This window comes from Halobacteriovorax sp. RT-2-6 (assembly GCF_047085025.1).
Taxonomy (GTDB): domain Bacteria; phylum Bdellovibrionota; class Bacteriovoracia; order Bacteriovoracales; family Bacteriovoracaceae; genus Halobacteriovorax_A.
In genome coordinates this window covers 1,200,191-1,214,165 of record NZ_JBKIYH010000001.1, presented here as the reverse complement: position 1 = coordinate 1,214,165, position 13,975 = coordinate 1,200,191, and the positions used below count along the sequence as shown (strand labels likewise).

14 protein-coding genes are annotated in these 13,975 nt (G+C 36.7%); 8 read left to right on the top strand and 6 right to left on the bottom strand.

Annotated features, from left to right (window positions below):
* Nucleotides 1-110 precede the first annotated feature (110 nt).
* The gene (locus ACMAYS_RS05710) at nucleotides 111-1,436 is read left to right on the top strand and encodes a PhoH family protein (RefSeq protein WP_103216484.1); all 1,326 of its coding nucleotides are present in this window, start codon (nucleotides 111-113) and stop codon (nucleotides 1,434-1,436) included.
* Nucleotides 1,437-1,450: 14 nt separating this feature from the next.
* The gene (locus ACMAYS_RS05705; RefSeq protein ID WP_103216485.1) at nucleotides 1,451-2,014 is read left to right on the top strand and encodes a PilZ domain-containing protein; all 564 of its coding nucleotides are present in this window, start codon (nucleotides 1,451-1,453) and stop codon (nucleotides 2,012-2,014) included.
* 93 nt (nucleotides 2,015-2,107) lie between these two features.
* Here the strand turns inward: ACMAYS_RS05705 and ACMAYS_RS05700 are convergent, their stop codons facing one another.
* Entirely contained in the window at nucleotides 2,108-2,419 is a 312-nt protein-coding gene (locus ACMAYS_RS05700) for a hypothetical protein (RefSeq protein ID WP_103216486.1), read from the bottom strand.
* A 135-nt stretch (nucleotides 2,420-2,554) separates the two neighbouring features.
* Nucleotides 2,555-3,166, bottom strand: coding sequence for a DedA family protein (locus ACMAYS_RS05695; RefSeq protein WP_233189674.1), 612 nt, complete (start codon nucleotides 3,164-3,166; stop codon nucleotides 2,555-2,557).
* Nucleotides 3,167-3,292: 126 nt separating this feature from the next.
* Here ACMAYS_RS05695 and ACMAYS_RS05690 point away from each other — a divergent pair, with 126 nt between their 5' ends.
* Complete coding sequence (locus ACMAYS_RS05690; RefSeq protein WP_412462920.1) at nucleotides 3,293-4,033, top strand: hypothetical protein; 741 nt, start codon at nucleotides 3,293-3,295, stop codon at nucleotides 4,031-4,033.
* Between the two features lie 41 nt (nucleotides 4,034-4,074).
* On the opposite strand, the gene ACMAYS_RS05685 is transcribed toward ACMAYS_RS05690, so the two are convergent.
* Nucleotides 4,075-4,677 carry a peroxiredoxin gene (locus tag ACMAYS_RS05685; protein ID WP_103216488.1) on the bottom strand — a complete coding sequence of 201 codons (603 nt, stop codon included), beginning with the start codon at nucleotides 4,675-4,677 and terminating at the stop codon, nucleotides 4,075-4,077.
* A gap of 286 nt (nucleotides 4,678-4,963) precedes the next feature.
* Here ACMAYS_RS05685 and ACMAYS_RS05680 point away from each other — a divergent pair, with 286 nt between their 5' ends.
* The 4 genes from ACMAYS_RS05680 (at nucleotide 4,964) to ACMAYS_RS05665 (ending at nucleotide 10,024) form a co-directional block, all read left to right on the top strand.
* Entirely contained in the window at nucleotides 4,964-5,575 is a 612-nt protein-coding gene (locus tag ACMAYS_RS05680; RefSeq protein ID WP_021266245.1) for an ATP-dependent Clp protease proteolytic subunit, read from the top strand.
* Between the two features lie 40 nt (nucleotides 5,576-5,615).
* Nucleotides 5,616-6,926: an ATP-dependent Clp protease ATP-binding subunit ClpX gene (gene clpX, locus ACMAYS_RS05675; protein ID WP_103216489.1), complete on the top strand. Its 1,311-nt coding sequence runs from the start codon at nucleotides 5,616-5,618 to the stop codon at nucleotides 6,924-6,926.
* A 336-nt stretch (nucleotides 6,927-7,262) separates the two neighbouring features.
* Entirely contained in the window at nucleotides 7,263-9,671 is a 2,409-nt protein-coding gene (lon, locus tag ACMAYS_RS05670) for an endopeptidase La (protein ID WP_103216490.1), read from the top strand.
* A 128-nt stretch (nucleotides 9,672-9,799) separates the two neighbouring features.
* Complete coding sequence (locus ACMAYS_RS05665) at nucleotides 9,800-10,024, top strand: hypothetical protein (protein WP_392991034.1); 225 nt, start codon at nucleotides 9,800-9,802, stop codon at nucleotides 10,022-10,024.
* Nucleotides 10,025-10,049: 25 nt separating this feature from the next.
* On the opposite strand, the gene asnB is transcribed toward ACMAYS_RS05665, so the two are convergent.
* The gene (gene asnB / locus ACMAYS_RS05660) at nucleotides 10,050-11,630 is read right to left on the bottom strand and encodes an asparagine synthase B (protein WP_412462919.1); all 1,581 of its coding nucleotides are present in this window, start codon (nucleotides 11,628-11,630) and stop codon (nucleotides 10,050-10,052) included.
* A 128-nt stretch (nucleotides 11,631-11,758) separates the two neighbouring features.
* On the opposite strand from asnB, the gene ACMAYS_RS05655 reads away from it, so the two are divergent.
* The gene (locus ACMAYS_RS05655) at nucleotides 11,759-12,220 is read left to right on the top strand and encodes an Lrp/AsnC ligand binding domain-containing protein (RefSeq protein ID WP_412462918.1); all 462 of its coding nucleotides are present in this window, start codon (nucleotides 11,759-11,761) and stop codon (nucleotides 12,218-12,220) included.
* Here the strand turns inward: ACMAYS_RS05655 and ACMAYS_RS05650 are convergent.
* Nucleotides 12,217-13,011: a sulfite exporter TauE/SafE family protein gene (locus tag ACMAYS_RS05650; RefSeq protein ID WP_392991042.1), complete on the bottom strand. Its 795-nt coding sequence runs from the start codon at nucleotides 13,009-13,011 to the stop codon at nucleotides 12,217-12,219. The genes ACMAYS_RS05655 and ACMAYS_RS05650 overlap by 4 nt on opposite strands.
* A gap of 854 nt (nucleotides 13,012-13,865) precedes the next feature.
* Nucleotides 13,866-13,928 carry a CRISPR-associated protein Cas5 gene (gene cas5, locus ACMAYS_RS05645; protein ID WP_393022204.1) on the bottom strand — a complete coding sequence of 21 codons (63 nt, stop codon included), beginning with the start codon at nucleotides 13,926-13,928 and terminating at the stop codon, nucleotides 13,866-13,868.
* Nucleotides 13,929-13,975: the final 47 nt, after the last annotated feature.

Here is a 13,975-nt window from a genome sequence, read left to right as displayed (position 1 = left end):
GTGTGAGTTTCATGACGCACAAAGGTGAACGGCCCTTTTTCTTTGACATCCCTTTTTACCATAACTTAAAATTTAATTAAGAGAGGCTTCCTCGCATCAATCTAAATGTCATGGAGGGCATTTTGACAAGAAAAACCTTTGTACTCGATACGAACGTATTATTATTTGATCCTAACGCTATTAACAAATTTGGTCCTAACGACGTCTTCATCCCACTAGTTGTAGTTGAAGAAGTAGATCGTTTTAAGAAAGATCAGAATGAGAATGGGCGTAACGCTCGTTATTTCTCAAGAATCATCGATGATCTTCGTAAGAAGGGATCACTTATGGATGGTGTTGAGTTAGACAATGGTGGAACCCTGATCATCTCTGTTGATAAGACAATTGAAAATCAACACGACACAATTGATCTTACTATTAATGATAACTTAATTCTTGCCTCAGCTATCTTCTTAAAGGAGCAGGGAGAAGATGTTGTTCTTATCACTAAGGACATCAACTTAAGAATTAAATCTGATATCTTAGGTATCAATGCTGAAGACTACGGAATGAAAGATATTAAGCTTGAGGAAATTTACTCAGGTTATCGCTTTCTACCACTTCCAAAAGATAAGCTTGAAGAATATGAAAAGAATCGCTTCTTACAGCTTGAAAACTGGGAAGAACTTGAAATTTTTCCAAATGAATACTTAGTTGTTCATGAAGAAGGAAATGATAGAAGAAGACTTCTGGGACGTTTCTCTAAAAGTAAACTTGGAGTTGTACCTTTAATTCCAATGAGAGAAGGTGTTTGGGGAATTTATCCAAAAAATATGGAACAGCAATTTGCTCTTGATGCTCTTTTAAATGACGATATCAAGTTAGTATCACTTGTTGGTAAGGCCGGTACAGGTAAGACTCTTCTTGCAATTGCAGCAGGACTTGAGATGACAATTAATCAAGAAAAATATTCAAGACTTCTTGTTTCTCGTCCAATTCAGCCAATGGGGAAAGACCTTGGTTATCTTCCAGGTGATGTAAACGATAAGTTAGGTCCTTGGATGCAACCAATCTTTGATAATATGGACTTCCTATTTGATCAAAGAAGAGCTGGAACAAGTTCTTCATATGTTGATCTAATGGATCATGGACTACTACATATCGAACCACTAACTTATATTCGTGGTCGTTCTATTCCTGGTCAGTACTTAATTGTTGATGAAGCCCAAAACCTTTCTCCACACGAAGTTAAAACAATTGTAACTCGTGCAGGTGAGGGAACTAAGATCATCTTAACAGGTGACCCTCAGCAGATTGATAGTCCATACCTTGATGAGATTAATAACGGTCTAAGCTATGTTGTCGAAAGACTGAAAACAGAAGAGATCATCTCTCATACGAAGTTAACTGTTGGTGAGCGTTCTGCGCTTTCTGAAACAGCTTCAAAATTACTTTAATAGAGGAATAGCGAGTGTCGAGAGCTAATCGTCAACATTTAAGAGCACCTGTAAATCAAGAGATGCTCTATCTTTGTGATGACTATGTTTTAAAGGGCCGCTGTTCTAATATTTCCGAAGGTGGAATGTTAATTACCGATATGGGGCGTGTACCTTCAAGTACACGCTTTCATACCATGGTATCTCTTATTCAATATCCAGAATTTTCAAAGTTAAGTTCTCAAAAACTTATTAGTATCGACCACAGCGCTTTTGATATTGAAGTTATTCGTTGTGAAGTTGATATTGTTCGTTCATTTGAAGGATTGTCGGAAGTAGAAAAAATCTTATTACCATCTATCGGTGCTAAGTTTTCACATGTAACTTCAGGAAATATGGCCCTGATACGCTCATACGTGACAACCTTTTCAAAGAATATGATTTACTTACTAACTCAATTTGAGAATTCTTCTAAGAAAAATGGGAATATCGTACATCTTAGAAAGACGGCATCATTGCTAGGATATGATTCTGAAATGAAGTTGCCACTTCTTAGGGCCAAAGTTCTACACGATTATCAATCGCTAGAATCCCTCTAAAGTCTGCTGGAAGCAAAAAAATAAGGCCCATCTTATGACGGGCCTTAAAACAAAAAAACAAAAAATAAAAAGAGAAGAATATAAAGAACAAAACTATAGTTTTGCTTTTATCGAATACTTAAGATCCTTGATTGTCGCTAAAAGATATTTGTCGATAGGCGATTCATTATCAAGGATGCGGCTTTTAAATTCAGCTGTTAGCTGATCTACTTTAATTAATAATTCGTTATTAATAACGTCGTCACTGTTGATTTCTGCAACAAGAGAGTTTGTCTCATTGATTAGGGCAGAGAAGTCTAGCTTAGAGAAATAATCTCTTTGAACAGTACTTTCACAACGGCTAGCTCTTTCGCTTTTAAATGCGTTGAAACTGATAACTTTATTTTGCGTGATTGAATTTAACATTTAACGGTACTCCAATAATCAAATACTGTTCATTTTTTTTCACAACTTTTGTGAACAAGCGGGATTATGGAGGAAGAGGCCCGTGCTGTAAACTGTAATTGACGGGCCTTGTAATTTTTTCTGACTTTAATGATTTTAGGCGTTTACGTTCTTTTTCTTCCATTTTGAGACGATTACACCAAGAATTACAGCAAGTGCTACTGCACCGATAACGTAATTGCTCTTCTTGATATACTCAATAGCTGTCTCACCAAATTTATAATAAACAGTGAAGTAAACAACACATGATACTGTTGCTGCCAGCAGGTCTGACAGGGCAAATTTCCAAGCATTCATGCGTCCTAGACCCGCTGATAGGAAGAGTGCATTTCTAAATCCAAATGGAACAAAACGACCAAAAATTAATGTGAATACACCATACTTTTTAAAGAAGGCATTAACCATATCAAGGCGCTCTGGCGTAACCATTGAGGCAAAGAATTTAATTTTAAAAATTTTCGGGCCTAAGTAGCGTCCAATAAATCCGTAACAAATTAAATCTGAAAGATATGCTCCAAGAAATACCCCAAAGAAAAGTGGGTATAGGTAGTCTGGGTTCTTGGCCGCTAAAATGGCCGAAGTAAATAACATTACATCTTCAGAAATTGGAATGTTAAAGCCTGCTAAGAGGAGTAGTCCAAAAATTATAAATGGCGCCATGTGCACGTGAGTGTTGATATAGAGCATGATCTGATCAATGAATTCCATTTTATCTCCTAGCATAACTGTAAAAAAATTACGTTAAGAATATCCTAATTTGATTCAATATGCATTAGTTATCAGCGTATTTTTCCTCTCTCAAATTTAAGATGTTTCTCTGGTAATATTAGGGCCGTGAAAAAGAGAATTTTTAGATCACTCATTATTTTTTACATTGGTTTAAATACGAACCAAGTATATGGAAAGAGCTTGGACTTCTTCTTAAAGTCTAAAGGGGACAACCATAACTACTTTATTCAAACCTCTGCTTCTCTTGGAATGTTTAAAGAAAAAACATCTAATCGAGTTTTAAAAACACAAAAGAATTCACCAATGACATTAACAGCAGGGATTTCGTATTTTCCTGTATCAATTGAGAAGCTCTCTCTTGTCGCCCTTGGTAGTATTTCATATCTTGTTGCCTCAGAAATTGAGAGTGATAGTGGAAGTAGCTTTTCAAATAATTTAAAGCTTAAACCAGAGCTTGGAGCAAGTTTTTATGCTCATAAGTCTTATACATATCGCAATTCGACAGGTTTTTTTGGTGGTGTTGATTACGAAGTCTTCAATCTTTATAACTCAAGTAAATTCTTGGATGGTGAATCTCTAGATACTGAGGTTAAGCGCATCTATTATGGCACCTTAGGACTAACATTTGCTCAAAAGATAATTACACCTTTTGTACTTAATTTGAGCTTTTCTCAATCTGTGAATTCGCAAAGAGGCTTAAGCGGTCAACGTTATCAGATCAATTACAGTCAGAAGTATAGTGAGAATATGTGGTACAACATCTTTGCCAAACGTCATGAATTGAAAAATGATTATCGACAATTGAGTATCACTCGCTTGGGAATCGGAGTAGGATTTTATTATTAAAAAAGGCCCTCATTTGAGGGCCTTCATATTTCGAGCTAAAATTATAGCTTGTTGAAATATTCTTGTGATCCTTTTGGATCTGGCTTCATTGTATCAGCACCTTTAGTCCAACCTGCCGGACAAACTTCTCCGTGCTTAGCTGTAAATTGGTAACCGTCTACAAGTCTTGCAACTTCTTCAACATTTCTACCAACTGATAGGTTGTTGATTGAAACGTGTTGAACGATGTTGTTGTCATCAATGATATAAGTTGCTCTAAACGCAACGTCACCAGATGGCATAAGTGCACCGTATGATCTAGCTACTTCTTTTGTAAGGTCTTCAAGGATTGGGAAGTTGATATCACCAAGTCCACCTTCATTTCTTGATTGCTTAGTCCACGCTAGGTGAGAGAAAGCTGAATCAACAGAACAAGCGATAACTTCAGTGTTAAGGTCTTTGAAAAGTTGAATCTTGTCAGAAAATGCTGTGATTTCTGTTGGACATACAAATGTGAAGTCTAGTGGGTAAAAGAAAAGAACTTTCCACTTTCCTTTGAAGTCTGAAAGTGAAATTTCTTTGATTTCACCATTTACTACTGCATTACCTTTGAATTCTGGTGCTGCTTTTGAAACTAATGATGTTGGGTAAACTGTTTCAGTCATAATATTCTCCTGTTTTCTGCGCGTATAACTATTGAATAGTTTATAAATTCTTGCGCTAAATTAAACCGCAGGGGTGGGGGAAATTCAAGACCTGCAATGTTAAAATCTGTTCATCTTTTTGTTAAATATAGAAATAGTAGGGTAAATAATTTCAGTTGCTTAAGCTGGAATTTAATCAGAAAATCGCAAATATTTATCTAAAGAAATAGTCCCAACCCACCGAAATGCTGAATGCATTAGACAAATTAATTGGAAAAGAGTCCAAATATATATCTAGGGAGAAAAAATGATGGATCCAAAGGCACATATACCTAACCCAATTGTTATTGAGCAAACGGCAAGAGGTGAGAGACAATACGACATTTATTCAAGACTACTTCTTGATCGAATTGTTTTCTTAGGTACACAAGTTAATGATACAGTTGCCAACCTACTTATTGCTCAGATGATGTTTCTAGAGCAGAGTAATCCAGAAGATCCAATCCATTTCTATATCAATTCACCAGGTGGAAGCGTTTATGCTGGACTTGGTATTTACGATATTATGCAACACGTATCTTGCCCAGTTTATACTTACTGTGTAGGGCTTGCTGCTTCAATGGGATCACTTCTTCTTACTGCTGGAGAGAAGGGACACCGTTACTCACTTCCACACTCTCGTATTATGATTCACCAACCACTAGGTGGAGCTCAAGGGCAGTGTTCTGATATTCAGATCCAGGCAAATGAAATCCAAACACTAAAAGACCAACTAAATGGTATCTATATTAAGCACTCGTCAGTTGATATGACGATGGAAAAAATTGTTGCAGCAACTGACCGCGACAATTACCTATCTCCACAAGATGCAATTGAGCTAGGTATTATTGATGGTGTTATTGAATCAAATAAGAAGTAAGATATAATTCTATTTTAGAATTAAAACTAAAGGACAATGAATGACTAAAAAAGATGGATCATACAATAGTTCACTTTCTTGTAACTTCTGTGGGAAATCTCAAAAAGAAGTTAAAAAGCTAATTGCAGGACCTGGTGTTTATATCTGTGATGAGTGTATTGAATTGTGTAATGAAATCATTTACGAAGATACGGTTAAGTCTGTTTCTAAAGCCGCTCTTGATAATGTTCCAAAGCCACACGAGATTAAGCTACACCTTGACCAATATGTAATTGGACAAGATCGTGCAAAAAAGATTATCTCTGTAGCCGTTCATAATCACTATAAGAGAATTGCTCACGGTGATACGAAAAGAAAAGACGACTCAGTAGAACTTGCAAAGTCGAATATTCTACTTGCTGGTCCAACTGGTTCTGGTAAAACTCTTATCGCTCAATCACTAGCAAAGTTTCTAAACGTACCATTTGCTATTGCTGATGCAACTTCACTTACTGAAGCTGGTTACGTAGGGGAAGACGTTGAGAATATTATTCTTAACCTTCTTCAAGCATGTGACTACGATGTAGAAAGAGCAGAGCGTGGAATTGTTTATATTGACGAAATCGATAAGATTGCACGTAAGTCTGAAAACCCATCAATCACTAGAGACGTATCTGGTGAAGGTGTTCAGCAAGCACTACTTAAGCTCGTTGAAGGGACTGTCGCATCTGTTCCACCTAAAGGTGGACGTAAGCACCCTCAACAAGAGTTCATCCAAGTTAATACGAAAAATATCCTTTTCGTTGTAGCTGGTGCATTCGTAGGTCTTGATAAGATTATTGAAAAACGTATGACGAAGAGACCAATGGGGCTTGTTGCAAAACAAACTGTTGAAGCCGAAGAATCAGTAATTCAAAAGCTTGGTGGTATTGAAGCAGAAGACTTAACAAAGTTTGGTCTTATTCCTGAATTTATTGGACGTCTTCCTGTAAACGCACTTCTTGAAGAGCTAGATGAAGAAGCACTTGTTTCAATTCTAACTGAACCAAAGAATGCGATTACTAAGCAATATCAAAAACTATTTGAATTTGATGGAATCGAACTAGAATTCGAAGAAGAAGCTCTGAAAGCAATTGCTCAAACAGCTCTTACGAGAAAAACTGGTGCGCGTGGACTTCGTGCCATCATCGAGCAAACAATGCTTGAAGTAATGTATGATGTTCCAGCAAATGATAAGGCCAATAAAGTTGTGATTACTGCTGCATCTATTGCAGGTAAGGAATCACCACGCGTTGAAGAGGGTCCAAGAAAAGACACGAAATCAACTGCTAGCTCAACTTTAGAAGCTAAGAAAGATATCGAATCAGCTTAATAGTTAATTATTTAAAAATTAATAAATAAGTAAAGAGGGCCAGGCATTTTGTCTGGCCCTTGTTCGTTTAAGCGGTGTAGAAATTACACTAGTTTTCAAATGTCAGAATATTTTAGCTAACCGGTCTTCTCTTGTCGGATAACTTAAGTGGTTGTAAATATAGGCCTATGCACTGTGAATTTATTGAGGGGCATAAGATTCCGACCAAAAAAAGTTTCAAAATATTTATAGGTTCTTGATACAATTTATAAAAGGGTTAGAGATTAGACATGAAGTCTTCCAATCTTTCCTTTTCCCAGAATTTTTTTGACAAGTATTAATAGTGCAGGAGGTGCTATGTCAGACAAGAAGTCAACTGAGTCGAAGAGCCTACCGTTACTTCCACTAAGAGACATGATTATTTTTCCACACATGGTTGTTCCACTATTTGTAGGAAGAGAGAAGTCAATCAACGCCCTTGAGGAAGCATCAAAAAATGGTAACGAGCTTTTTCTAGTTACGCAAAAGGATGCTAGTATCCTAAACCCAGATCGTGAAGATGTTTATAACGTAGGAACTGTTGTAAATATCATTCAAATGCTTAGACTCCCAGATAATACTGTAAAGGTACTTATTGAAGGGAAGTACAGAGCAACAATCGAGGAATTTGAAGCAAGAACTGAAGGTTACTGGGCAGATGTAACTAAGTGTGTTCCAGCTGTTCCTGAACAAGTAAAAATTGAAGCAACAGTAAGATCAATCAAAAATGTATTTGAACAGTACGTGAAACTTAATAAGAGAATTCCACCAGAATTACTTATGAGCATTTCATCGATCACTGATCCATCAAGATTAGCTGATATTATCGTTGCGCACCTTTCAATGAAGATTCCTGAAAAGCAGGAAATTCTTGAAGCTGTAGATATTGAAGCACGTCTTCAACTTCTTCTTGAAAAAATGCAAGGAGAGATCGAGATCATTAACGTTGAGAGAAGAATCAGAACTCGCGTTAAGTCTCAAATGGAAAAGTCTCAGAAAGAGTACTACCTAAATGAGCAAATGAACGCTATTCAAAAAGAGCTTGGACAAAAAGATGAGAAATCTGAAGTTCAAGAAATGGAAGAGCGCCTAGCTAAGAAAGTAATGCCTGAAGAAGCTGTTACTAAAGTACAAAAAGAGATTAAGAAACTTAAGTCAATGTCTCCAATGTCAGCAGAATCTGCGGTTGTGAGAAACTATATTGACTGGATGCTTTCTCTACCATGGGGAGAGTATACAGAAGATAACAATGATGTAACTCATGCAAGAACTGTTCTTGATGATCATCACTTTGGAATGAAAGATGTTAAAGAAAGAATTCTTGAATATCTTGCAGTAAGAAGTCTTGTTGGTGCAGAAGGAAAGGGAACGATCCTTTGTTTAGCAGGTCCTCCAGGTGTTGGTAAGACATCAATTTGTCAGTCACTTGCAGAATCACTAGGTAGAAAGTTTGAAAGAGTTTCACTTGGTGGTGTAAGAGATGAATCTGAAATTCGCGGACACCGTCGTACTTACGTAGGTGCAATGCCAGGTAAAATCATCTCTGCACTTAAGAAAGCAGGAACATCAAATCCAGTTATTCTTTTAGATGAAATTGATAAAATGACATCTGATATGAGAGGGGATCCAGCTGCAGCAATGCTAGAAGTTCTAGACCCAGCTCAAAATAAAAACTTTGGTGATCACTATATTGAAGTTGAGTACGATCTATCAAAAGTAATGTTTGTTATGACTGCAAATGATCTAGGACAAATCCCTGGGCCACTTAGAGATAGAATGGAGATCATTAACCTTGCAGGTTATACTCCAATTGAAAAAACTCAGATCGCTAAGAAGTACCTTGCACCACGTGCATGGAAAGATAACGGACTTAAAGATTACGAATACACAATTACTGATAACACAATCATGGAAGTTGTTCGTGGTTATACAAAAGAAGCTGGTGTACGTGGGCTTGAAAGACAGTTCAATACAATTGCTAGAAAGATTGCTACAGACGTTGTTACGAAAGATGTTGAGAAAGGTAAGAAGTTCTCAATCACTTCGAAACTAGTTCAAAAGTATCTAGGTCCAGTTAAATTTGATGATAATGTAATTGAAGAACAACCAGAAGTAGGTTTAGTAAATGGTCTAGCTTATACTTCAGTTGGTGGCTGTCTTCTACATATCGAAGTTATTGCAGTTCCTGGTAAAGGTGGTATCCAAATCACTGGTAAGCTAGGTGAGGTTATGACTGAATCAGCGAAGGCAGCAATGAGCTACGTTCGTTCAATTTCAGGTCGCTTAGGAATTGATTCTGAGTGGTTTGATAAGCATGATATCCATATTCATGCACCAGAAGGAGCAACACCTAAAGATGGTCCTTCTGCGGGGATTACAATGGTTACAGCGATTACTTCAGCAATCTCTGGAATTCCTGTAAGGCAAGATGTTGCAATGACAGGTGAGGTGACAATTAGAGGACGTGTTCTTCCAATTGGTGGCCTAAAAGAGAAGATGCTAGCTGCTAAGCAAGCAGGAGTAAAAACAGTTGTTATTCCTGAAAAGAATAAGAAAGACCTTCTTGAGATTCCACCGGAAATCAAGCAAGGACTATCAATTCACCCTGTTTCACATGTTGAGGATGTACTAAAGCTTGCTCTAAATCTATCTGAGCCAGAAAAGTTCATGCAGCATGTAGGGCTGAAGGTTATTGACTCTGGGAAAGGGATGGAAGTAGCTAACTAAGCTGCTTGCCTCCTATTAAAAAAATTAATACTTGTTAAATTTGGCCCTGCTTATGCGGGGCCTTTTTTATTTCAAGAAGTTATAGAAATAGCGAAATATCGCGTATAATAGGTGGAATAGGAGTTGATATGAATAAGAAGCTTTTAATTATTATTTCTCTAGTGACCACTAGTAATGCTTTTAGCTTACCTAAGAATTTCGGTTATCGTTCTAGGTTAAAAGCTTGCCTTGATAAGTCAGTGAACTCAGCCTGTACTTATCAAGTAAAAGAAAAATCTATAAGTGGAGAATGCCAAGAGGCAAAAAAAGGCGATCGATTAATTTGTGTTAGCTTAGAAAAACTTAATAAATAAAAAACACCTCTTTTGAGGTGTTTTTTTATTCTCCAGATGCACCATAGTTAGGTAAAACTCGCGCTGATGGATCATCAACCTGGCAGTTCTCCCATTCCTTATTAGGCATCCAAAAGTCTGTAATAAGGCCGCAAAGCCCTGGAAAGTGCCCTTCAAAGAGGTCACGATACATAAGAGACTCTTTTGTAAATGGAGTTGCATATGGGTATTTTTCACTAGCTTTAGATAGCTCTTCTTCACTATATTTTTCTTCAGCAAGCGCCTTAAGCCAATCCACCATATCGTGCCCAACAGCGTCTGAGAAGGCCGCTTTTTCACGCCATAGGATTTCATCAGGAAGGTAGCCACTGTGGTCAAATGCTTTTCTTAGAAGGTATTTACCCTCTCCTGACCAGTTCATTTTAAGCTCAGGAGCGATTCCCATGACGTACTCGATAAAGGCCTTATCACTGAAGGGAACACGGGCCTCAAGTGAGTGAGAACTAATCGAGCGATCAGCTCTTAAAACATCGTAAATATATAATTCGTGAACTCGTTTTTGTGCTTCTTTTTGAAACTCTAATGGGCTTGGTGCAAAGTCAGTATACTTATAGCCAAAGAGCTCATCACTAACTTCTCCTGTTAGGACAACCTTAACATCAGTTTTTTCTTTGATGTATTTACAAACTAGAGACATTCCCATTGATGCTCTAATTGTCGTGATATCCCATGTTTCAAGCTTGTGAACAAGTTCTCCAAGATGCTCAAAGGCTTCTTCTTTTGTAAAGATGACTTCGTGGTGTTCACTGCCAAGGTAGTCTGCAACAATTCGTGCATACTTTAAATCAATTGGGTTTGTGTCAATTCCAACGGCAAATGTTTTAATAGGTCGATCACTAAGTTTGGCCGCAATGGCACATACTAGTGACGAATCAAGTCCGCCTGAAAGAAGGAAACCTACTGGTGCATCTGCATCAAGGCGTTTTTTTACTCCTTCAACTAAGTGATCATGAATACCTTGATACACAAGTTCTAAATCTTCTTTTGCACGAGACTTAATTTTTCGAACATCAAAGTATGGTGTAAATTCACCATCAGCATAGTAGTGTCCTGGAGGAAAAGGTTTAATATCCTTACATAGACCTTGTAGTGCTTTTACTTCACTAGCAAATGCTATCTTTCCATCTTCAAGGCCATATCCATAGAAGAGGGGACGGATACCAATTGGATCACGGCCAGCATAGAATTTACCATCTTGTTCAATTGCAAATGCAAACTCCCCATCAAGTGATGTGAGAAGCTTTTCAATGCCATACTCCTCAAATATTGGAATTATAACTTCGCAGTCTGAATCAGACTTAAAGTCATAGCGGTCAATATAGTCAGTTCTTAAAGTGCGGTGATTGTAGATTTCTCCATTACAAACAAGGTGTGTTTTAGATTTTGAGATAAAAGGTTGTGAGCCGGCTTCACTTAAGTCCATAATTGCTAGACGATGAAAGCCCATTGTTCCTTCTGTTAATTTGTGGATTGCTCTTTGATCTGGCCCTCGGTGAGAGATTAGATCAAATTTCTCTTCAAATTCTTTTTCTTCAACTTTTCCCGTAAATACACTAAATCCGCACATGAAAACCTCCATATTTTTAGTAATATTCGGCTTTTTTTAATAAATTCTCAATATTGAACATGTAAAACTATGAGTTATTTAATAAATACTATAAAATGGTGATAAATTGATAGTTTTAGAGGTGAGATATGGCCAATAATTATGAAATTGATAGTATTGATAAGAAGATAATCAAATTGATGGAAAAGGATGCCCGTATGCCATTTCTTGAAATGGCCAGGAAAATAGGGGTTTCCGGCGGTACAATTCATCAACGAGTTGAAAAACTAAGAGAGGCCGGTGTAATCGTCGGAAGTACAATTAAGGTCGATTATACAAAATTTGGACATAATGTAGTTGTTTTACTTGGCCTTCACCTAGTGAATGCACGTGATATTCACAAGGTTATTGAGAAGCTAGAGAAGATGGATGAAATCGTTGAAGCTTATTATACGACAGGGGATTATGCTCTAATTGTGAAGATCATCGTTAAGGATATAAATCATTTTCACGAGTTTCTTATCGGTAAGATTCAAATGATTAAAGAAATTCAATCAACAGAATCTTTCATTAGTTTAAAACAAGTGATTAACAAGAGCTTAAACGTTTAGTGACCTAAATAAGTCAATGTCTTCTTCAGGGCTATTCCGATTAAGAGAAGAGCAAAGAGCTTTTTTAGTATTGATTGGTTGGCAACACTTGATATTCTTGCTCCAAGCTTAGTAAAAAAGAAGCTTGCGATTGAGATCCCAAGGAAGGCGGGTAAGTAAACATAGCCAAGTGAGTATTGTGGAGTAGGTTTACTAAGACCGTTATAAATATAAAATGAAGTACTAAAAAGAGCGATCGGAACCCCAATTGAAGCCGAGATAGCAACTGCATTTTTCATTTGGTAGCCTCTCCAAGTTAGAAATGGAACACTTATCGTACCACCACCAATTCCAAGGATTGCTGATTTGAGACCAATAATAAAGCCAGTAAAGTTAAAAAGCATATTAGAAGTTTCTTTTGGCTCTTCCACTTTAGATTTATAAAAAATCATCTTTAATGAAACAAGATAAAGGTAGCAGATAAAGATGAGCTCAAGTGTTTGGGCCTCGACTATATTGACCAAATAAGCTCCAGTACTGATACCGACAACAATTGGTAAAATAAATCTCTTTGTTACATCAGTAAGTAGATTTCCCATATTATAGTGTCTAAGTGTTGAAGAGGCGGCAGTGATAACAATTGTCGCAAGCGATGTTCCTAGGGCCATATACATTCTAATATCTGGTGAGAAACCTTGTTTTTGAAATAAGAATAAGAGAGTAGGGACAATAACAACACCTCCTCCGATACCAAAAAGGCCAGAAAGAGTTCCAACAAATGCACCAACAAGTAAGTATAGTAAGAAAATCATGCTATCAATATGCACTCATATATTGGGTAAGACAAGAAGTATACTTGTTCATTATTGTCAGAGATTGAGGGGAAATTATTGATTCTTCGAAACATATTTTTACTTAGGTCTGCGTCAACGCAAAAGTTGCCACATGCTTATTTTAAAGGCTTTTAATGAGAAAATAGAGGTTAGTGAGGACCTTATGAATCTATTTAAAAGTAAAACTAAAAATAACCAATCTCAAATAAACTCTATTGTTGATATTAAAACAACACAGGCCAATTTAGATATTCAAGTTAGTGAAGAGAAGAAGCTAATTGGAGAGTATGAAGAGATTAATAAATCTCTAAGAAAAGAAGTTGAATTACAAAAGATAAAGCTTCAAAAAACTGAAGTAGAGCTTAAGAGATTACAGAGTGCTTTAACTGATGAGCACGCTGATAAGGAAATCCTAGAAAAGAGAATTGTAAAAATTCAACAATTGAATGATAACCAGGAATCGAACTTAAAAGAACTAGTTGAAGAGAAACAACTCATTTTAAGTTCAATTGTTCAGTTGAAAAAGAAGATTACAGATCTTAATAAATCACATTCCTTAAACTTAGATGAACTTGGTCGCATTAGAGTAGAGTTAGGTAATTTAAGAGGTGAAGAGCTTGCACTGAAGAATAAGGCATCAGTTATTAACGGTGATAAAGCCTATCATCTAGATTCTCGTACTCACTTGAAGGTGGAGATTGAAGAAGCTAATAAGCGTATTTCAAAATTAAGACAGTCCATTGAAGAAGATAGTAACACAATTAAAAAATGTGATATGAATATTTCAGAATTAGAATCAGAAAGAATAAAACTAGATACTGAAATTAGTAAGCTTATTGAAAAAACTCAAGAGGTTGTCGAAAAGAAGCATAAGGAAACTCAAAGACTAGAAGAATTATCAGTTAAAGTTAAAGATGTTCGACAAGATAAGCAAAATTTAGAA